This is a genomic window from Pseudomonas sp. 2822-17, assembly GCF_002742485.1.
Classification (GTDB): domain Bacteria; phylum Pseudomonadota; class Gammaproteobacteria; order Pseudomonadales; family Pseudomonadaceae; genus Aquipseudomonas; species Aquipseudomonas cyclaminis.
The window spans coordinates 1-20,152 of sequence record NZ_LJRZ01000738.1 but is presented as its reverse complement, the minus strand read 5'-3'; the positions used below and the strand labels follow the sequence as shown (position 1 = coordinate 20,152).

Sequence of the window (20,152 nt, the reverse complement as noted above, 5' to 3'; positions counted from 1 at the left end):
TGCTGACAGGCGCCAAATCTGACGCTATCTGCTAGGCACCAAAGCCGTTTTCTATCCGCCCTATCAGATCCATGACCTCTTCAATATCTGCCTCTGCTGGCCGCTTGCTGCCTAGGGCTCGCGCTGGGGTGGTCAGCCATTTTTTCGCGTAATTCGCGCTACCGAAAACACCAATAGCTGCAGTCAGCACATTGGGGTCAATCTGATACACGGATTCGTCCAGTATGGCGTCTCGGTTTTCTTCAAGGCCCTGCTCACCTTCATGAGACCGCGCGACAGCTTCAGCTATGGCGTTTTCTAAGGCGGCGGACAGGTTCAGATTGATGGCCGCTGCCCTCTCCAGGAGGTCACCGTTCACGAGAACATTCACTGGCTGTTTAGGGGCATTTGGATCGTAGCCGAGCGGCATGGCTTATCTCCTATGTTGCGCAGAGCGAATGGGCTGTTCTGCTCGAAGCTCCTAGCCCGCAAAGCCCCGGAAGTGAACGCCTATCTTGCCATTAAAACGCCCCGTTCGTGACGACTCAGATTCCAGCCTACACTTCAACGCCCAAGTCCATGGTCAGAATAGTCGTCATTGATCGTCACCATGAGTGACTACACTCGATGACGGATGACACTCGACGGCATTTTTTGGAGCGCAACCATGCAAGACAGCATCACACCAGCCACCATCTACTCAGCCTCAAACCGGCGTTTCGCAGGGCGTTTCCCAGACTACCAGCATGACGAGCTTTGGCTCACTGACATAAAGGCTTGCGAGCCTGGAGGAGCATGTCGGGTTTTCAAGGATGTATTGTTTGTGGAGTCTCAGGAAACAGCTTACCTCTACGGTCTGGAACATGAAGATGGTCGGCCCAAAGAGCTCAAAGCAGAGGCGGCAGACCCACAGCAACTTTTCGTCGAATTTGTGCGAGAGCAAACTGAACTCACGCTGGCCAGGATGGGACTACTCGCCCCCGCCTTCGATGGAGCAGAGTATGCTTGCCAGGCTAGGGTCACGGCGGCATACATGATTCACTGTGAACATCTGCGGTATCTGGCCTTCGGCTACCGCAATCGCGACGGCGACTACGTCAGAGAGAAACTTGAAGACCCTGAGAACTGGCTCGATAACGCACGGGCTATTCGGCCTTTTGACGAGCTGGCTACCTCCAGAGCGTAGCGTGGTTGCATCAAACGATGGGGTGTTGGGAATACGCTGCCAAGCCCCAGCGACTCCAGAGCGACAACAGCGTTCTGAGCGGCCACCCCTGAACCGAAGCCAATCGTAGAGCTGTAAACCTTCTTTTTATATTGTTAACCAGCTTGGTTTACAGTGCAGAAAAGTGGTTTACAGTCAGTCTTACTTGGCACTCCGGCAAATATCCTATCCGACACCAATCAGAGCCCTGTGCACGTCTTGGCAGGTGTAAAGGTTGCAGACCGCCTCTGCGAAACCTCCGGCACGCTCGACGTCATTTTCCTAGTGCCCGCCAAAGCATCACTCACCTCTGGCGCCCTCCATGAGGCGCTAGGGGCGACGATGCACAGTAAGCTGGTCAAAGGAGTACCCGTAACATTGCCGAGCGGCGCCCAGATGCGCTGCGAAACGATGAAGACCTTGAAATGGGTATCCAAACCATCCGTGCTGATCGCCATATTTGCCGGCCAGGACATGATGGACAAAATCGATTCGCTGCAAAACCTGGTGGCTGTCGTGGCTGTCCCATGGACGCCCGATGCAATTGAAAATTGGAATAGAACCTGGTCACCCCAAGTGCTGGGCAAGCCCACAAAATCTGGGAAGTCTGCCGCCCCTGCGATCAAGCTCATTGCCGATCCGATCATTGAACAAGCAATGAAGTCCCTGACCTCAGTGATCAACTTGGGCACCGCCGTCCTGAACGCCTCCGATGATGACCACGCCAAACGCATCCTTAGAATCCTGCGCTCGCGTAACCACCAAGAGCCGGCAGAGAACATCAAGCTGTGGGCGATCAAGAATGGCTGGCTTCCGAAAGCAGCAGAGCGGCTGGAGACCTTGGCTGAAAAGGCGTTCGCTTTGCGTTCAAAACCAAAGCTTGAGAATCCGGCTCATGCCGAGCAGATCTATCAGCGCTGGGCTGCTGCCGCAGATTCAGCCTGAGAAGACAATAGCTTCGCCCCGGGCCAGCTGGATCAGTTCAGCACCTCAACCAGGGATATGCTGAGCTGGCCGGAGTACAGTAAACGCCCGATGAACACACCACTGAGAGCATGATAAGTGAAGTCCGGCTGAAACACTCAGCACCCGCTAACCCTGGCTGCTGATTAGTAACCTAGCAGATCGGAAATCCCCCGCCGATGCCTGCATTGGGTTGAGAAGCCTGTATTGACCGAGACAGTACCACGCCGACATGTAGCGGATACGCGAGGTTCACAAGCAAGGTTCAACAACGCTGATCGAGACGTTCCACTACGAAAAGCAGGAAGGAGTGTTACTCGATTCATTGAAGATGCACATGATCAACGCAGGTGTCGCGCTTCATCCGCTGCCCCCAGAAGCGGTTCTGGAAACCCTTCGCGAGTTCGGAGCCATTACCAGGCTCGCAGAAATCCTGACGGAGATGCTCGGATTGCTTCGAGCTGCGAATCTGAACGATCAAGATTCTGTAATCCCCACTTGAAAGACTAGAAGCTAGACCGCCGAATGTCTTGAAATCAGCACATCAACGGTGTGTGGCAGGTGGGAGCGAAATGCCAGCTAGGGTTTCGGCCAGCTAGCCGGGCATGAGGCGTTCGTAGGTGCAGCGCTGAATAGAGCGCGGTGGTTAGACAAGCACAAAAAAGGCCACCCGCAAGTGACCTCTTTTATAATTTTTTTCCTAAATTTAACGCTAACGGTATTCACTCACATAAACAACTTCAAGCGAGTCGACCCCGTCCTCAACTACTCGTCGGTTTTTTTCGATCATGGCTGCTCGAAGCTCGGTACGTGAAGCACGCCCGCTATAGATTTTGGCGACAGCACGGGTATGGAGACAATCATGACGGTCTTCTGAACTGTCAAACGCTTCAATGCTCTCAATGGGCTCTTTCATGCTTTGTGGCCTCCCCGTCTTTATAGACACGATATGATAATATCATATCCGATAGAAATGAGCAAAGCGGGAGCATAAGTTCAACGAATTGATTATTACGGCTATCACCCATCAATATATCTTTCTTGCCCTTATAAATATTTAGACAACCAACACGCTGCTTTAAGCCGTCACCACCCTTTACAAACAACGGTATGGCCAAAATTGACACTGCAAACTTATGCTTACCGTAATACTTAGAGACTACACCTTGATAAAAAGGGGAAATATGCGAATCATCATGCAGCTCTCGCTCCAGCCACTCATCAAAATGTGTTCGGCAGTTAGCGATATACTGGGGACGCAAAGTAGAAACTGCCTCTGGCGCGCCTGGAATGTTGGGGTGATGGGATACTAGTTTGGTATTGTGCAGCGCGAACGGAAAGCAAATAGGCTCAATGTCGGCATCAGGCTGACCGTCTTGTTTTCCATCAAATACGGTTGACAGCTCATCTGACGAAATATGCAGAACCCCATCAGTACTATCAAGCCGCGCGTCTAGATTAGAACCAAATAAGAAGAACGGACTGCTGTTGATTTCTTTAGCCAAATTTGCCATGCACCATGCCTTATCTTCTTCCACCAACATGATATTGGCTCGATAGGTCTCGCTCGGAGCACCTTCCCATTGCTGGGCAAGCATCAGCATCTTTGCCATTACTAGACGGATGTCATCGCCAATGGATTGTGAGCTAACAGCCGAAGCCCCACCCATAAGTTGTTGCTCGTATAACATACGAGTATCGATCAGCGCATCACGATAGGCAGTAAGAAAATTTTTCGGCGGCATCGTATTCAACTGCTGCTGCAACTCTCGCTCTTTTTTCTTAGCGGAATCAACTACTCCCATCTCTCTAAGCGTGATGCATGCAACAGCCACCAGCGAAAACAAAACCGCCGGCCAGAGATGAGAAGTGGATAAAAGCGCTTCCCAGTCAGCAGTTTCACCGTACTCCTTAAAGATTTCCGTACTGGTCACGGATACCGTTGCCGCACTACCAATAGTCACTAGCGCAATGAGGAAAGAACCAACCCCACAGCTCATGAATAAGCAGACCGGCCGAACGATGAACCACAAGCCGTTCGAAATAAATGACAGACACCGATACCCCCAGGTTTGAACCACCCGTTTCTTTGCTTGCTCTATTGCATGACCTGCACTGGCCTTCCATTCGAGGTAGGCAAGGTACTTCTTGGTGGCAGGTTTTTTCCGAGATTTATTCAAAAGGCTGTATCCCTTCAGCAAAGCGTTTGTCCAGCACCATACCGCGCAGATTCAATCAAGCGGTACTCCGCTTTGGGAGCAATAATGCATGATAGCCCTGTGCCCACCACATGCATCTTACGCCACTGAGTTTTGGCCCACCAGCTGTCTAGAGAAGCCATGACACCTGGCGCCCAAGCAATGCTAAATCTGCATACGGACAAGCAGTAGCATCGCATTCAGGTTGACCCCCATCGCCCATGCAATACCATGGTGCCATCTCTCAATTCGACAAGGATAAGTTTGCATGAGTGAGCGCTGCGTTGGTTTGGTCGTTTCTGCAGGAGACGTAACGGTTGTTGACACACAAGTGCCAGCAGACTCTGAGGTTCCGGTCAGCATTGTTATGGATACGAACTGGAAGCTGCCCACGGGTGATCGCCAACATGGCTATGACATCCTTCACCAGCAGTGCGTGAGCTACCTGAAGGAACAAAAAGTTGAGCGTGTCTTTGTCAAGGCAAGCGCCTTACCCCAAGGAAGCAGTGCCAAATTGAGCCTGCTGGAAGGCGCGGAATTGAGAGGTGTGATTATGGCCGCAGCAGCTTCTGTCTGCACCACCAAGGTTATTGCAAAAGCAACGATTAGCCGTGCGTACAAACGCAAGGTCGATGACTGCATCAAAGACGACAGCTTCTGGGACGAACAGGTCGAAGGCGGCACACTGCGTAAAGGCAGCCGAGAAGCCGCAATGCTTGTGGTATCGCAGCGAGGCCGTAAATGAACGCCGTCGTAAGCAAACTGAAACTCGGAAAAATGCTTGGGAAAGGTTATTTCGGAGAAGTCTTCCTGGGCGAGGACAGTGTGCACGGCCAGGTCGCAGTGAAAGTCCTTGGCCGTTCCGCGGTCGCAACCGAAGAAGAGTGGAAAAATCTTAAACACGCGTTTCTGACCGAAGCTCAACATCTGTCAAAAGCGAACCATCGGAATGTTGTGCGAGTCCATGGCATCGAGGAGGACAACGACTGCATCCGATTTTCCATGGACTACTGCAAGGGCGGTTCGCTTCAGATCCTCCACGAGCAAGGTTCGATGACCATCAACCAAGTACGAAAAGTCGGCATTGATGTACTGATGGGATTAAGCGCTCTCCACGCCAGGGGCATGCTCCATCGAGACATCAAACCAGGAAACATTCTCTTGAACGAGACAGGAGTAGCTCTGTTGGGTGACTTCGGCCTGGTAACCGACGATTTATTGTTGGGTTACGGCTCGGCAGCCGGTTACGGCGACCATATTGCATACGAGATTTGGCAGAGTAAACCCACCAGCGTCAAGAGTGATATCTGGTCATTCGGCATGACGCTGTTCCGACTGCTAAGCGGTGAAGCCTGGTACATACTGGAGAACGACTCGCCGTACGACCTCGTCAAGGAAGGTAAATATGTCGAACAGTTGAATTGGCTTCCGCATATACCCAAGCCGTGGCGACGCGTCATACGAAAGATGCTCAACGATGATCCCGCTGGCCGTTATCAAAATGCCAACGAAGCCCTCAACGCGCTATCTCTGTTACCCATCAAGCCAAATTGGACATTGCCGCTAGTCACCCCAGATCAAGTGAGATGGGAGAAACTGTCCGCGAAGCGCCGAGTCATCGTGGAATGGTATAGGCATGGCGAACGAAAGCACGAATGGAAGGCCTGGAGCGAACCGCTCGGCGAAGGCCGCTCGATGACGCTGGGAGGATCTGAAGGGGTGATCAGAAGGCGCTTGGTCATCAACCAGCTGGAGGCGTTCTTCGCACAGTAGCGCCGCGTTTTACACAATGACGCGGTAGCGGCGAGGCAACAGATAGCCGCTAACCAAATCTGCCGTATTCAAGCTATCCAATTGGAAACGTTCACGAGCAGACGCAAGACGCTCGTCCGCGCAGTGGGGGCAGAACGTTTCCGAGGCGTTAACACCCTCAGGGGGCCGCCATCGCGCATTGCAGTAACCACACCGAGGCATCGAAAGTTTGAGATTGGAACGGCTTACGCTCATTTGGTTAGCCACTGTTCGAAAAAAGCAGGATGGCCTGCGAATGTCCATTCGGCGAGCTTGCAGCAAATCACCAAATGATCCAAAGGAAGTGAATACGAACACTGTACATATAGACAGCACCTCAACACAAGCCATAGCATAGCTGGATTGTTTAGCATTGCAAGGCGCCAGGACTTCGACTTTCTCTGGCCGGTAACGTAGCCCCAGATTGCTGGAATTGGCCTATCACCCTCGAAAATTACAGCTAAGACTAGCCGATGAGCGTCAGCGCGGGAATGTTAAAAAACTTTGCGCCGAGCGAAGATTGAAATAATTATCGGAGCAACAGGGCCTCCCGCAAAATTGGGATTGTGAGCTCGACCATACTCAAAGGTACTGCCCGTGCGATCCCAGTAGGACAGCTTCACATCGTAGACCTCAAAACCTACCGGGCCGAAGACATACTCATCATAATCAGCCTTCTGGCTATCGAAGACCTCTTCAAAAGTACTGCTAACCGCTAGTCCACCTCGCCACACCAAATTGATGATGTCTACTGAGTCGACTGCGATGTTGTTCGAAACAATTACATCTTCGATCCCTTCACGATAGAGCTTGGGTCGCGCCATCATGTCTACGTCATCAGGCGTACGACGGGATATGTCCTGACCATGCGATCCAATGAACCAGGCGGCCACGACATTGGGTTGAAACTGCTCAATCACGCTCACGTCTTGAGTCGTGAGCTCATAGAAATCACACCGGTGAATATGGACATTGTGCCCTGCCTGCTTCAGCCGTGCGGCAGCCTTCGCGATCAGAAACGCGTTGTTGTCCAACGACAAAACCTCCCGTCCCTCCGCGATGTGCACGGTTCCATTGCCTACACCACACCCGATCTCCAATACCCTCCCTAGGGGAAGGGCTTTTGCTAGCGCTTGATAAACACCATGCGACTCCAGTGACAGAGACTCCTGCTCCCATTCAGCAGAGTACTCGTTCGCTCCATGCAGATGAATCATAAGATTTCCTTAAGAAGGCCAGATTGATGAACCGCCATACGCAGCATTTCATTGCAACTGAACGCGTGAGTTTGGATGAGCTCGATGTGATCGAGCGCTTACCCATATAGTTCGGCGAACAGGTATTCGTGGCTTTGGCGCAGCGCCTGGCCACATTCTTCAAGATCGAACACAAGATACATAACCAGGAAATTCGACGGCTTCAATCCAAAGCGCTCGCTGATCTGGAGCCTCCACTTCATGGTGCGGGACGAAGAAATCTGATTTACGCAATCGCCGCTGATTGGGGTCAAACGAAAAGAGGCGACAAAGCGCTTGGAGAGTCGCTGTCTTGCCGGAGCCGTTGGGCCCGATCAGAAATGTGAGGTCGGCCAAATCAACGGTGACCGGTTCCGCACCAAACGACTGAAAACCACAGATGCGAACGAACTGAAGCTTCAAATTAGACTCCTTTCCTTGTGGGGTCAGCGGTGCGGGAGGAATACGCTCCAATCGCAATCAGATGCTCAATCGATCCAGCGGGACATTGCGAGCGCGATCGCGCGAGTAGTACCGATGCGATTGAGCACATACAGCGGCCAATGGCCCCGAGGCCATTACGACGGCTCGGGGGGGCTGATTCTTTGTAGGACATTACAAAAGGTCGTGTGCCGCTAAGCGTATGCGAGCATCTGGCGGATCTTACGCCCCCAGGTTTTATCGTGGATAAAACGTCGATGGTCGTGATCGCCATTAATGATCTCGTCCTTGGTCAGGGTCGATAGGACTTCCCAATCCTCACCAAACTTATAGGTGGCGTTGTCCAGATGTGAGCTCTCAAGGAGGTAAATCCCGCGCTTGGAAAAGCCGAAGACGAAGTAGCCTTGATAGCCCCCTCGGCCCGTCGCGAAGAAATCAGGCTCGAATCGAGTGATCTCCCTGATCCGGTGTTCGATCACCCCCTGCTCTGACGCCCGAAGGCCAGCCAAATAGGGTTTTACGATGGCCTCAGCGCTCTTCCAAGGGTATTTACCAGGGGGAAGCAAATCCCACTGCAACTGACGTGCCTGCACCTTCGCGATGCGCTGACGCTCAACGTCGAAGATCTCAAACTCCTGGAAGAATTCAAGCATGAGGTTCGCTAGGTGAATAAGCGCCGTAGGCGGCTCATCGACTTCCACCCGGCGAGTCACAATGTACTCCTTCCCATCGATGACGCTTAGAGAAAGGCGCTCCATGGGAGGGCGAACAAAATCGATGGGATACACATCCATTGTTCGAATTTGCACACCGCTGTGCTCTTGACCATGCCAGTCTTTCCAGCTCCGGTATTGCGGCACTGATTTTTTGATTAGCGGGAGATCTCGCCTTTTAATCTCCTTGCCACGAGCATTGAATTCGCTGATTTTTCCAATCACCGCAGGAAGGATCGAATCACCGTCTTTTTCGAGGTGAGCAATCGCCAGCCGCGCCTGGACGTCTTGATCGACTTTGTCTCGCTCAATCACAAACAGCATTTCGCGAGCACCATGCGAGTGCGCGATGATTCTGTTAACGCTATTGATTGACTTGCCTGTGACCATTGCTTTCGTCCTCGCCATCCGTGAGAGAAGCCAAAGGTAGCATACTGCCAGCAGAACTGAAGTGGCTGAGCGGTTGGCCCATTTTCGTCTCTATCATGCCCAAACTTCGCATTGGTCACCCCAATCCTTTCGCACGTGCTCCCGGACTTAACGAACTCCGTTATCTAAAGCGATGCATTTAGGCTGGCCGGTTGCCGAAAAAATAAAACCTGGGGAAGGTTCATCCGATGTACGGACGGGATATCGATCTGAACGAACAGGGTCATTCAGATGGCATCACCTCGTAGTCGAAAATGATGCATCAGTAGACATGAGGGATCCCGTCATTCTGCATAAGTGCTTGACCAGGAGGGACTGTGTCAACTTCAAGAAACCCAGGAAACCTTGCAAAACCTATCGCGCTAGATACCTCGCCACTCCAGCACTCACGCCTCGCTTATCACTGGGGCCACAGCAAAAATCTCTCGGTCAAAGTTCGAATAGTCGCTTCTTATTTTTCAGCTGGATTCGTCGGAGCTGAATGTTCTGGCATTAGCTTAGGCTGGGATATCGGCTCGCTAATTGTTGGCGGCGGGTTTGCAGTTACGGGCGCTGAAATAGGGGGCCCCAGAGTTGCTACCGGCGATGCCAAAGGAGGCGTGGCGTAAAGGAAGGCGAAGACTGCAATACCCATCGCTGCAGCCCCGAGCATCGTAAGACCTTGGTAACTGATCCTGAAAAAGAAGCTCTCGGCCTGTTCAATAGGATCGCCGACCATCTTCTTGTATTCGGACTCCGAGAGGAAACGATACAGTTTCGATTGCCAATCCTGGCGTAACTGCCGCTGAATATTTATGAATTTACGACCCGACATCACGTTCAGCGTCGTGTAGCCGAATGCAACCGCCATCACTAGTGAAATCAAGTACGGGTTGATCTGCAGAGTTAGTCGCGCAGCGATCAAGCCCAGGCCCACAGTCAGCGCTGTCGAGATCGCTGCGATCGCCTGACGGGTCGCATCTGTCGCTTTGGAAGTTTCTTCAGTGACTGCCTTGCGAAGGTCTCCTAGGGATTTGAGGGTATCCTTGGTGATCTCCGAGACCGCCATCTGATAGGCGATCTTTCCACAATCCAGCGCCGCAGAAAGGTTATCTCTGAAGTACTGAAGCGCCTCTCCATCCGCCCTACCCGATCGAGCGATCTCAGCAGACAGCAGGATGTGCTTCACTTCGGCTTCACGCGCATTGTCGAACACCCAAACCGCAGCGTCCTGCACAACCTTGAAGTCATTCAGCGTGATCTGCGCGGCACCATTGACCGCTTCCGAGAGCGTGAGATTGAGCTTGGGTGGCCCTTTGAAACTGAGCTTGCTCCCGGTCGCGTCGATCTCGTTCGCGAAACAACGGCTCAGGGCGTCAAAGGCTTTGGTTGCCCAGACAATGTGCAGCGGGTCAGCCTCATCGAGCTCATGACCATCTGCGAGCAACCAGTGGCGAACATCCTCGGGCACGGTGCGGACGTCGGCTGACTCTTTTACTAAAAGCCGGGGCGACTTTGTCGCTTGAGATTCGACATAGGGCTCGTCTAAGCCCCAGTCGCTATACGCGCGAGCACGAGTGTTGAAGGGCTTCTGCAGTCCCAGGATGTGCCATCGTGATGCGGAATGACCGTTGTCGAGGAAAGCCTTAAACCCTGCCTCTGTGGCAACGTACAAGACCGCAGTCTGATCATGCTCTACCGGAAACGGTTTCACGAGCTCAGCGCGAAATGGCCCGAAAGCCTCATCACCCTCCTCGACCTCTGCTTCACCACCAGCGCTGTCATACATGGTGATCGACCAGGCGGCAGCGGAGGCGGCTTGAGCGATTGACCGTGCAGCATCAGCAGGTAGGTCAGACACAATGAGAGTGCCATTCCCCTCAGTGATCAGCGCCTGACGCTTACGTGACAGATCGTTAAGTAGGTTGGCCAGGCTTTGGTGTGACAACGCTGTCCTCCGTGACCCTATCTGTATCCACGATGATTTGCCTCTTTCCACCTTTCAGCTCCACCACCTTTACGTTCGGGTTTTCCACCCTATCGGGGAAAAGAATGGTGACGCCTTCAGTAGTGACGATCTTGCGCATGTAGGGCTGCCGGAGAATCCGCCGATCTGGTTTAAAACTGAGTTCGTGCAGCTTGCTCTTTCTCACACGGCTGCGCGTTTCACGCTCCAGACGGTTAGCGACTTTCTCATCTTCAGGATGTCCTGCTGCCAGTATCACTGCTTCGACGATTGCTTCTTCATCAATGCGTCTACGTCCGCCCAGACTGGCCTGGGCTCTCTTGAGCGCCTTGGCCACATCCTGACCGGGCAGATGATCTATGCAGGTCTGTAACGCCGCCTTGAGCACCTTACGGGTGATTTCACTCAGCTCAGTGTCAGAGACCGCCCTACTCACCGCCAGGAAGTCAGCAAAGTAGTCCGTCAGGTCTACGCCTTGCTTAGTACGATCAGTGGCGGAAATATCCTGATCCGCAGTACCAGCGACGACACGAATAAGTGCAGTTTTCTGGATGGCCTTCTTCTCGTCGACCAGCGCATTTACGATTCGGCGCAGCTTTTTCCCAGGAGCGCCGTCATTCTGCTCCAAGGCAAGCTTGTAGTCGTACTTGATCAGACTGTAGATCTTCACATCAGGGTCTTTGACCGCGAGCTCGAACATGAGCAGAACTCCATCAGCACTGCCAACCACGTGCTGCCTGTTGAAGCTCGCTGCGAGGCTTTGTGCACCATCGACAAACGATTTTTCGCCAGCTGCAATGGCTTCGATTTCGTTCCGTGTAGTGGACACAGCTTTAAACATGAACACTGGCGCAGTGGCTGTGTCCACAATTTTACCGATAAAGAATGCTTGCTCCTCCAAGGCGCGCTCCGGCAGTGCCTCGAAGTTCTTGGTACCCACCACGTGCAGGATCATCCGAGTGATCTTGAGGGAATCTATTTCTTCGTCCGAAAAATAACTCATGCAATCTCCATATCGTAGCCCCCTCCTGCACGGTAGGAGGAGTGGCTCGCCTCGGTGGGTATAAAGGCGGCAATGACGCATCAGTTGCAGCCTTGCAGAGGCCGACGCCATTCCCGAAAACGTAGGATTGGTAGAGATGCAGTGATCGGAGCATATACGGAAAGGCTGGCAAGCGGCCAGTATTTGGATCACGTGTCACTCACTGCCTAGATGGGGTGTGAGCAAGCTGCACGGTAGATAAGCGGAGAGAAATGCGAAAGCTTTCCAAAGGTTCAGCTTCAGGAGCAACTGAGGTGATTTGAAAATGATTAACGTGAGGCGCCTGAGAATTGGGGTTACAAAAACCCGTCCCAGCACATACCGTTCGTCGGGAAAAAACCCGACCTTGCTGACAACCTAAAATGTCAACATTGACACGATTTTATAGGATTCTTCGGCAAGCAAAATATCAATCAAGACATTGAATTTAAACGATTTTTTTCAAAAAAAATTAAAATGTCAATGCGGAGCCCAATCGGATAATGATGTCAACGGCGACCGAAGCAACTTCAGTTTTGGCTGGCTGCCGGTGCAAAACGGGCAGTACGGTTCATGCCTGACCCAAGTGGATTTCAAGGCAAAGAAGGTGATGCCGCGCCCGTCCATTCGCGGGATGATCGCGCGCACCTACTTCTACATGAGCAAACAATACGGCTTGCGCTTGTCGAAACAGGATCGCCAGTTGTACGAAGCCTGGAACAAGACCTACCCGGTACAAACCTGGGAACGCCAGCGTAACCAGACGGTGGCGTGCGTGATGGGGCGTGGCAATGAGTTTGTCGGCCCGGTCAATCTGAAAGCCTGCGGTTGAGCAGGGGCGGCTCTGCCGCCCAAGCGGCCCGTTACTGCGCGGGCTGGTGCTCGATGATCTCGGACACCGTGTCGGTTTTCTTGGCACGGGCCATCTTTTCGTTAAGCAGCGTCTGCTTTGCCTCAGCTTCGGCCCTGGTTGCAAACGGCCCCAGCAGCACGTCGTCCTTGCCGTCGACTTTCACGATATAAAAATTGAAACCATGTTCGAGCAACCAGGCGGTCAGGTCGGTGATCGCCTGGAGTTTGTGGTCAGGCGGACCGACTCGCAGGTCCCACTCCTGAGCAGCAATCGCGCCGGTCTGTGGCTGGCTTTCGGTCACGGCAGGCTTGGCCTTGGGGGCGTCGACAGGTTTACCTTCACCGCAACCGGCCAACGCCAACACCGCAATTGCCATCGCTACTTTACGCACTGCCCTGCTCCTTTAAGGATAAAGAGGCGACTTTATCATTCACTGTCTATTCTGGCCGTCATAAACGTTGGCTTAAACAATGCGAATGATGTATCCCAGACCTGTATGATGCCGCCATGGGAATTAATGTCGCCTCTATGCGTCCTAAAAGAGGCAGTCACAGGGAAGCGCTTAGCAGTAAGCTACACACATCCGACACCTGCCCTGTTTGAAACATGTGTCCTAAAAGCAATCAAGGAGAAGTCCATGCTTATACTCACCCGCAAAGTCGGTGAAAGCATAAACATCGGTGATGACATTACGATCACCATCCTCGGCGTCAGCGGCCAGCAAGTACGAATCGGCATCAACGCGCCCAAGGATGTTGCCGTGCATCGCGAGGAGATTTACCAGCGCATCCAGGCCGGCCTGACTGCTCCGGACAAAAACCAGACGCCTTGAAGCACCCTCAGTAGCCAGCCCTTTCGTTCAGGTAACGGCTGGCGAAAACCTCTTTGAACTGTTCTTGGGTTAAGGGCACGACCCGTTTTTTAGTGTCAGCCCACCGCGCTCTGCAAGTACAACAAGCCATCAGCGCCGCGTTGCACCTGCACCTGTTCATACCCTTCAATCGATGGATGCTCAGTGAGCATGGGCTTGAGGTGCGTCGACGTGACGACCAGCACATCTGCTCCAGCCGCCTCCCCCGCACGAATCCCCACCATCGCATCTTCAAACACCAGGCAGTCCTGCACCGACACACCCAGGCGTTGCGCACCCAGCACATAACAGGCGGGGTTCGGCTTGCCGATGGCCACGTCTTCAGCCGTGACCAGCACCGCCGGCGGCGTAATGCCCGCTGCCTTCAACCGACGTAATGCCAACGCCTTCGGTGCAGAGGTGACCAGCGCCCACTGATTACCGGGCACGTTATTAAGAAACTCGACAGCACCGGAAATCGCCACAACGCCGTCCACGTCATTGATTTCCGCCTCGGTAATCCACTGCGCTTCAACCTGTGGATCGACACCGGGCAATGCCTGGCGCGTGATGGTGTCAATTGCCCGCGCACCATGAATGGTGGTCAGGAAGGCCGCTACATCCAGCCGATGGCGTTCAGCCCAGGTGCTCCAAACGCGCTCGGCGGCGGCGATGGAGTTAAGCAGGGTTCCGTCCATATCGAACAAGAAGGCGTGGTAAGGGCGGGCAAGTACGGCTGAACCTCGGATAGACACTGCAGGGCTTCCTCGTGAGCTGAAACGAATAATCGGCCCGTTGCAATCTACGGATCACCTCCTGAGTTGTAAACGCTGATGCCAGCACCGCGAGGCAATCATTACGAACTTGTCATCATTCTGTTGGTTGGCTGTACGCGGCCGCGGGTTACCGTGAACGCACTGGCACGACTCAATGCGCCAACGACAATTGATCCGGCTACACTGGCGCCAGTATTGAATCAGGGCATTTCCCATGAACATCCTCGTTATCGAAGACGAACCCAAGGCCGGCAATTACCTGCTCAACGGCCTCCAGGAGTTGGGCCACTCGGTCAGCCTGGCCCGGGATGGCGTGGACGGCCTGCACCAAGCGCTGGAAACGCCGTTCGACGTGATTGTGCTCGATGTAATGATGCCGAAAATGGACGGCTGGGAAGTACTGCGTCGCCTGCGTAAGGACGCCGATACTCCAGTGATTTTTCTGACGGCGCGCGACGATATTGCCGACCGCATCAAAGGCCTGGAACTGGGTGCCGATGACTACCTGATCAAGCCCTTCTCCTTCGCCGAGCTGGTAGCACGCCTGCGCACCCTGAACCGTCGCGGCCCGAGCCGGGAAGAAGAGCACCTGCAGATCGCTGACCTGCACATCGACGTAATGAAACGCCGCGTCACACGCGCCGGTACACGCATCACCCTGACCAATAAAGAGTTCGCCCTGTTGCACCTGTTTGCCACTCACCAGGACCAGGTACTGTCGCGTTCGTTGATTGCCTCGCGGGTGTGGGACATGAACTTCGACAGCGATACCAACGTGGTGGACGTGGCCGTGCGGCGCCTGCGCCTGAAAATCGACGACCCGTTCCCGCTCAAGCTGATCCACAGCGTGCGGGGCATTGGCTACCGTTTCGATACCCAGCCATGACCCACCGCCGTCATTATTCCCTGACCCTGCGCCTGGCCGTGATCTTCGCCCTGCTCGCCTTTGCCCTGCTCGCCACCCTCGGCGTGGTGCTATACCGGGAGCTGGAGCGCGAGCTGATCCTGAGCGACGACGTGCAATTGATTTCCCGGGTGAATCAACTGCGCAACCTGCTCAACGACAGCAACACACTGGACCTGATCAGGACCAAGCCGGAACTGTTCCAAAACATGCTGGGCAACCGCGAATCCGTGCTGAGCATCGCCGCGCCCGGCCAAAAGCCGCTGCTGCTGGTGAACCCCGGCAACATCGAGCTGCCAGCCATCAAGCCAGTCCCCAAAGACCACATCCTCACACTGAACGACGTGCAACACCTGCCCGGCGTGAATGGCGTGCCCTTCTCCACCCTGGCCGCGTCCATCGACTCCGGCGACCTGGGCAGCCTGCAAGTCACCAGCGGGCGCCTGATGACCGAGCGGACCGCCCTGCTCGCCAGCTACCGGTTGAGCGTGTATCTCCTGGCGAGCGTTGCCGCGATCCTCCTCGCACTGGCCGGCTACCTGTTGGTGCATCGCGGCCTGCTGCCTTTGCGTCGGCTGGCTCGACACGCTCAAGGCATCGGCGTCGGCAACCTGGCCGAACGCCTCGACAGCCAGGGAGTACCGAAAGAACTGCTGCCGATGATCGACTCGTTCAACACCATGCTTGAGCGCCTCGCCAAGGGCTTTGCGCAACTGGGGCAAGTGTCTACCGACATGGCCCACGAACTGCGCACGCCGATCAACAATCTCCTGGGGGAAACCCAGGTCGCCCTGCAACAGAACCGCAGCATCGAAAGTTATCAGCAGCTCTTGGCCTCCAATGTCGAAGAGCTTGAGCGCTTGGCTCGGATGCTCGACAACATGCTGTTCCTGGCCCGCACCGACCCGGCCAGCGCCCTGCGCCAGCGCCAGGAACTGAGCGCGGCGGATGAAGTGGCGCGCATCGCCGATTACTTTGAAGGCGTGGCAGGCGACGCGAACATCCGTATTCGTGCCGAGGGCGAAGGTGTGATCTGGGCCGAACCGATGCTGCTGCGCCGTGCCCTGGCGAACCTGTGCGCCAATGCCATCAACTACGGCGCACCAGCGTCCGAGTTAGTGATCCAGACAAGTGCGGACGCCGAAGGCATCTACCTTAAGGTCACAAATCAGGGTGAAACCATTGCGACGGAGCATTTATCGCGGCTGTTCGAACGGTTTTACCGGGTGGATGAGTCACGGGAGCGTTCGGCCCAGTCAAATGGCCTGGGTCTGTCGATTGTGGCGACCATCATGCAGCTGCATAACGGTCGGTACAGCGTCAGCAGCGAGGCAGGCGAGACCTGTTTCGAACTGTTTTTCCCGGCCCGCGAGTTCAATCAAGGGCGCCATTGAGGACTTCATAGATGATGCCCGTCGCAATGGCGACCAATATCAGGTCGGTGCCTGCCTGCTGCCACTCGTACCCATCGTAACGGGGCAAGTGGCCCAGTAAGCGGCCATCCAGTTTCTTCGCAATGCCCGGCGGCAGCGGCTTGCCCCGTGCCAGGTTTTTCTGGATGCCAGGGGGCAACGCCGGCCCAGGGCGCCAGTAGTCGCGATAGCCACCCAACACATTCAGCACGCTTCCACGATCGACACTGGGGCCATGGTTGCCCGACCCACCTTTGCCTTTGGGTTTGTCATGCCCCTGGCCGCCTTGATTATTGCCTTTATAGTTACCTTGCCCCTTGCCATTGCCGGGATCCGCCAGCGCCATGCCTCCACCGGCAAACAGGACCAGCGACAGCGCGACTGACACAAACTTGGACGACTTGATCATGGCGATTACCCAAGGCTGAAACGTAGTTGAACTGTAGTCGAAGTTGCCAAAGCACGCGCACCGTTGCGAACCCGTAAACCTCGTAACCATGACCGTTCAAGGGCATGGGGTTCAGGCGCAGGAGGGGGATTGGCGCTGGTGGAGGTGTATCGATTGCCCAAGGGTGCGGGAGCAAGTGTGTTGAACCATTGATAAATACAGCGGCTCAACACACTTTGCGGCAATCAGGCGGTGGTGCTGACCATCGAGCCCGACGTGCTGCCACCCTCTGCGGTGACGGCTTGCAATAGCGCCGAAGTCACCGTCTGCAACGCGGCAGAAGTGCCTGCAATTTGCGTTTGAGCCGCCGCCACAGCGGCAGCCTTGGCGTCTGCGCTCTGGTTGCTGGACTGGGCTTTCTGCAAGGCTTGCTGCTCTGCTTGAAGTTGCTTCTGCAACTGTTCGATCTGCTTTTTCAACTCTTTGACGGTATCTGACTCCGTCGAACTGGATGACGCCTGACTACCGCCGCCTGCACCCGCCGCACTTTTAGTCTCAGTGCTTGCGCCAGCAGTGGCGCTGCTGGCGGTAGCCGTCCTTTCGGTGGTCGCGGCATCCATCGAGCTGACAGTGCTTGGAGTGCTTGCTACGGAAGCGGTAGTGCTAATGTTGATAAGCATGCCAAATGTCCGAGTGTTGGAGGTTTGCGCCCTTTATCGGCCTGGCATTCAAATACTTTAGACAGCCCTTGATGCTTAGTCGCAACCGCCGAAAACAGCCAACATGGAGTAAGCGCAGAATTGCCGTACTGAGCTGGAGGTTTTACAAACGTTTTGCAAATCGCAGACAACAAAAAAGGGCCCACCTTTCGGTGAGCCCTTCTAGACCGCCCAGCAGAGCGGATTTTGTTTGGTAGGCGCGATTGGACTCGAACCAACGACCCCCACCATGTCAAGGTGGTGCTCTAACCAACTGAGCTACGTGCCTGCTGTGAGGCGGCATTCTACGGAATTGTGGAGGGGTGTCAACATCTTTTTTGCAGCTAACCCTATGAATATGCGAATTTTTTATTTGCGACCGACATACCGGCATTTTTCGGGTGGCTGGCAGGCAATTTTCAACTCAGGTAGGATCGGCGCACTCGTAAAAAATATAAAACAGAGGTTCCAGGATGGCGAACACCCCCTACCCCCAGTCGTATTACGCCGCTTCCGCGAATGCCGTTCCGCCGCGCCCGATGCTGCAGGGTGACGTCGAAACCGACGTGTGTGTAATAGGTGCCGGCTATACCGGCCTCTCCAGTGCGCTGTTTCTGCTGGAAAACGGCTTTCGCGTGACGGTGCTGGAAGCCGCCAAGGTGGGCTTTGGTGCGTCGGGCCGTAATGGCGGGCAAATCGTCAACAGCTACAGCCGCGATATCGATGTGATCGAGCGCAGCGTCGGCCCTCAACAGGCACAGTTACTGGGGCAGATGGCGTTCGAAGGTGGCAGGATCATTCGCGAGCGGGTCGCCAAGTACCAGATCCAGTGTGATTTAAAGGACGGCGGCGTGTTCGCAGCACTCAACAGCAAACACATGGGCCATCTGGAGTCACAGAAGCGCCTGTGGGAACGCTATGGCCACACTCAACTGGAGTTGCTGGACGAGCGCCGCATCCGCGAGGTGGTTGCCTGCGACAACTATGTGGGCGGCCTGCTGGACATGAGTGGCGGTCACATCCACCCGCTCAACCTGGCACTCGGCGAAGCAGCGGCCGTGGAATCCCTTGGCGGCACGATCTATGAGCAATCGGCGGCAGTGCGTATCGAGCGCGGCGCCAACCCGGTAGTGCATACAGCCCAGGGCCAGGTGAGGGCCAAGTTCATCATCGTCGCGGGCAATGCCTATTTAGGCAATTTGGTGCCGGAACTGGCCGCCAAGTCGATGCCCTGCGGTACGCAAGTCATCACCACGGCGCCGCTGGGAGATGAGCTGGCCAAGACCCTCCTCCCGCAGGATTACTGTGTGGAAGACTGCAACTACCTGCTCGACTACTACCGCCTGACAAGCGACAAGCGCCTGATCTTCGGCGGCGGCGTGGTATATGGCGCGCGCGACCCGGCAAATATCGAGGCAATCATCCGCCCGAAGATGCTCAAGGCATTCCCTCAGCTCAAGGATGTGAAGATCGACTACGCCTGGACCGGCAATTTCCTGCTGACCCTCTCGCGCCTGCCCCAGGTGGGCCGCCTGGGCGACAACATCTACTACTCACAGGGCTGCAGCGGCCATGGCGTGACGTACACCCATCTGGCAGGCAAAGTACTGGCTGAGGCACTGAGAGGCCAGGCAGAGCGTTTTGATGCGTTTGCCGACCTGCCGCACTACCCGTTCCCAGGCGGGCAACTGTTGCGCACGCCGTTTGCGGCGCTGGGGGCCTGGTACTACGGCTTGCGGGACAAACTGGGATTCTGACAATGCCACGGGAGCCGGCGCGCCGGCTCTTGCAACACGCCATCAAATCGCAGACACAAAAAACCCCGGTCTTTCGACCAGGGTCTTTGCTATCGGATCAAAGTAGCCAGAGGCTTGCTTTGTGCTCCAAGGCGTTCAGTGGGCCTTGAGGCAGATATGGCGCAGCGGACGGGACTCGAACCCGCGACCCCCGGCGTGACAGGCCGGTATTCTAACCGACTGAACTACCGCTGCGTATCGCTTGACCAGTTGAGCAAAACACCTCAACCGTCTTTTAAACATCTGATCAATCAGCCTTGGCTGTTCAATCTCAAGCCCGACAAGTCAGACCTGGAAAATATGGCGCAGCGGACGGGACTCGAACCCGCGACCCCCGGCGTGACAGGCCGGTATTCTAACCGACTGAACTACCGCTGCGTATCGCTTGACCAGTTGAGCAAAACACCTCAACCGTCTTTTAAACATCTGATCAATCAGCCTTGGCTGTTCAATCTCAAGCCCGACAAGTCAGACCTGGAAAATATGGCGCAGCGGACGGGATCGAACCGCCGACCCTCTGCTTGTAAGGCCGGTATTCTAACCGACTGAACTACCG

At 54.8% G+C, this 20,152-nt stretch carries 20 protein-coding genes, 3 tRNA genes and 2 pseudogenes; 10 read left to right on the top strand and 15 right to left on the bottom strand.

The genetic code is table 11. The annotated features are described in order from the left end of the window. Positions 1-31: 31 nt before the first annotated feature. Positions 32-409 carry a type II toxin-antitoxin system CcdA family antitoxin gene (locus AOA60_RS32800; protein ID WP_158235066.1) on the bottom strand — a complete coding sequence of 126 codons (378 nt, stop codon included), beginning with the start codon at positions 407-409 and terminating at the stop codon, positions 32-34. Positions 410-646: 237 nt separating this feature from the next. Here AOA60_RS32800 and AOA60_RS24140 point away from each other — a divergent pair, with 237 nt between their 5' ends. The 3 genes from AOA60_RS24140 (at position 647) to AOA60_RS33090 (ending at position 2,648) form a co-directional block, all read left to right on the top strand. Then, positions 647-1,165 (top strand): hypothetical protein, encoded by a 519-nt coding sequence (locus AOA60_RS24140; protein WP_143522556.1) that lies wholly within the window; start codon positions 647-649, stop codon positions 1,163-1,165. 360 nt (positions 1,166-1,525) lie between these two features. After that, a complete protein-coding gene (locus tag AOA60_RS24135; protein WP_256592881.1) occupies positions 1,526-2,128 on the top strand; it encodes a hypothetical protein in 603 nt (200 codons plus the stop codon). Between the two features lie 355 nt (positions 2,129-2,483). Beyond that, complete coding sequence (locus AOA60_RS33090) at positions 2,484-2,648, top strand: hypothetical protein (RefSeq protein WP_178075416.1); 165 nt, start codon at positions 2,484-2,486, stop codon at positions 2,646-2,648. Positions 2,649-2,858: 210 nt separating this feature from the next. Here the strand turns inward: AOA60_RS33090 and AOA60_RS32375 are convergent, their stop codons facing one another. After that, positions 2,859-3,062, bottom strand: a complete 204-nt coding sequence (locus AOA60_RS32375; RefSeq protein WP_143522555.1) for a hypothetical protein — start codon at positions 3,060-3,062, stop codon at positions 2,859-2,861. Next, entirely contained in the window at positions 3,046-4,347 is a 1,302-nt protein-coding gene (locus AOA60_RS24125) for a hypothetical protein (protein ID WP_099586461.1), read from the bottom strand. The genes AOA60_RS32375 and AOA60_RS24125 overlap by 17 nt, the downstream gene beginning before the upstream one ends. 265 nt (positions 4,348-4,612) lie before the next feature. Between AOA60_RS24125 and AOA60_RS24120 the strand changes: the two genes are divergently transcribed. Together AOA60_RS24120 and AOA60_RS24115 are read left to right on the top strand one after the other, a co-directional pair. Further along, complete coding sequence (locus tag AOA60_RS24120; RefSeq protein WP_099586460.1) at positions 4,613-5,089, top strand: hypothetical protein; 477 nt, start codon at positions 4,613-4,615, stop codon at positions 5,087-5,089. Next, positions 5,086-6,117: a serine/threonine-protein kinase gene (locus AOA60_RS24115; RefSeq protein ID WP_099586459.1), complete on the top strand. Its 1,032-nt coding sequence runs from the start codon at positions 5,086-5,088 to the stop codon at positions 6,115-6,117. The genes AOA60_RS24120 and AOA60_RS24115 overlap by 4 nt, the downstream gene beginning before the upstream one ends. Positions 6,118-6,629: 512 nt before the next feature. Here the strand turns inward: AOA60_RS24115 and AOA60_RS24110 are convergent. The 5 genes and pseudogenes from AOA60_RS24110 to AOA60_RS24090 form a co-directional block, all read right to left on the bottom strand. Then, positions 6,630-7,352 carry a class I SAM-dependent methyltransferase gene (locus AOA60_RS24110; RefSeq protein WP_099586458.1) on the bottom strand — a complete coding sequence of 241 codons (723 nt, stop codon included), beginning with the start codon at positions 7,350-7,352 and terminating at the stop codon, positions 6,630-6,632. 198 nt (positions 7,353-7,550) lie between these two features. Then, a pseudogene (locus tag AOA60_RS24105) lies at positions 7,551-7,793 on the bottom strand (AAA family ATPase); the annotation flags it as partial. Positions 7,794-8,005: 212 nt separating this feature from the next. After that, a complete protein-coding gene (locus AOA60_RS24100; RefSeq protein ID WP_099586457.1) occupies positions 8,006-8,914 on the bottom strand; it encodes a hypothetical protein in 909 nt (302 codons plus the stop codon). A gap of 490 nt (positions 8,915-9,404) precedes the next feature. Beyond that, entirely contained in the window at positions 9,405-10,880 is a 1,476-nt protein-coding gene (locus AOA60_RS24095) for a hypothetical protein (protein ID WP_099586456.1), read from the bottom strand. Next, complete coding sequence (locus tag AOA60_RS24090; RefSeq protein ID WP_099586455.1) at positions 10,849-11,901, bottom strand: nucleoid-associated protein; 1,053 nt, start codon at positions 11,899-11,901, stop codon at positions 10,849-10,851. Before AOA60_RS24090 ends, AOA60_RS24095 begins: the two co-directional genes overlap by 32 nt. A 523-nt stretch (positions 11,902-12,424) precedes the next feature. Between AOA60_RS24090 and AOA60_RS24085 the strand changes: the two are divergent. After that, positions 12,425-12,751 (top strand): annotated as a pseudogene (locus tag AOA60_RS24085) (endonuclease); the annotation flags it as partial. A 31-nt stretch (positions 12,752-12,782) separates the two neighbouring features. On the opposite strand, the gene AOA60_RS24080 reads toward AOA60_RS24085, so the two are convergent. Next, positions 12,783-13,163, bottom strand: a complete 381-nt coding sequence (locus AOA60_RS24080) for an SPOR domain-containing protein (RefSeq protein WP_099586454.1) — start codon at positions 13,161-13,163, stop codon at positions 12,783-12,785. A 246-nt stretch (positions 13,164-13,409) separates the two neighbouring features. Between AOA60_RS24080 and csrA the strand changes: the two genes are divergently transcribed. Continuing rightward, positions 13,410-13,604, top strand: coding sequence for a carbon storage regulator CsrA (csrA, locus tag AOA60_RS24075; protein WP_003192511.1), 195 nt, complete (start codon positions 13,410-13,412; stop codon positions 13,602-13,604). A gap of 95 nt (positions 13,605-13,699) precedes the next feature. Here the strand turns inward: csrA and AOA60_RS24070 are convergent, their stop codons facing one another. Continuing rightward, positions 13,700-14,377 carry an HAD-IA family hydrolase gene (locus AOA60_RS24070; protein WP_099586453.1) on the bottom strand — a complete coding sequence of 226 codons (678 nt, stop codon included), beginning with the start codon at positions 14,375-14,377 and terminating at the stop codon, positions 13,700-13,702. Between the two features lie 235 nt (positions 14,378-14,612). Between AOA60_RS24070 and AOA60_RS24065 the strand changes: the two genes are divergently transcribed. Continuing rightward, on the top strand, positions 14,613-15,284 hold the full coding sequence (locus AOA60_RS24065; RefSeq protein WP_099586452.1) for a heavy metal response regulator transcription factor: 672 nt from the start codon (positions 14,613-14,615) through the stop codon (positions 15,282-15,284). Next, a complete protein-coding gene (locus tag AOA60_RS24060; RefSeq protein WP_099586451.1) occupies positions 15,281-16,696 on the top strand; it encodes a heavy metal sensor histidine kinase in 1,416 nt (471 codons plus the stop codon). The genes AOA60_RS24065 and AOA60_RS24060 overlap by 4 nt, the downstream gene beginning before the upstream one ends. Here AOA60_RS24060 and AOA60_RS24055 read toward each other — a convergent pair. The 3 genes from AOA60_RS24055 to AOA60_RS24045 form a co-directional block, all read right to left on the bottom strand. After that, positions 16,677-17,123: an anti-virulence regulator CigR family protein gene (locus AOA60_RS24055; protein ID WP_099586450.1), complete on the bottom strand. Its 447-nt coding sequence runs from the start codon at positions 17,121-17,123 to the stop codon at positions 16,677-16,679. The genes AOA60_RS24060 and AOA60_RS24055 overlap by 20 nt on opposite strands. 224 nt (positions 17,124-17,347) lie before the next feature. Further along, the gene (locus tag AOA60_RS24050) at positions 17,348-17,782 is read right to left on the bottom strand and encodes a hypothetical protein (protein ID WP_099586449.1); all 435 of its coding nucleotides are present in this window, start codon (positions 17,780-17,782) and stop codon (positions 17,348-17,350) included. Between the two features lie 230 nt (positions 17,783-18,012). Next, a tRNA-Val gene (locus tag AOA60_RS24045) sits at positions 18,013-18,089 on the bottom strand. A 184-nt stretch (positions 18,090-18,273) separates the two neighbouring features. Between AOA60_RS24045 and AOA60_RS24040 the strand changes: the two genes are divergently transcribed. Continuing rightward, positions 18,274-19,557 (top strand): FAD-binding oxidoreductase, encoded by a 1,284-nt coding sequence (locus AOA60_RS24040; protein ID WP_099586448.1) that lies wholly within the window; start codon positions 18,274-18,276, stop codon positions 19,555-19,557. Between the two features lie 157 nt (positions 19,558-19,714). Here AOA60_RS24040 and AOA60_RS24035 read toward each other — a convergent pair. Both AOA60_RS24035 and AOA60_RS24030 read right to left on the bottom strand, forming a co-directional pair. After that, positions 19,715-19,791, bottom strand: a tRNA-Asp gene (locus AOA60_RS24035). Between the two features lie 106 nt (positions 19,792-19,897). Next, a tRNA-Asp gene (locus AOA60_RS24030) sits at positions 19,898-19,974 on the bottom strand. Positions 19,975-20,152: the final 178 nt, after the last annotated feature.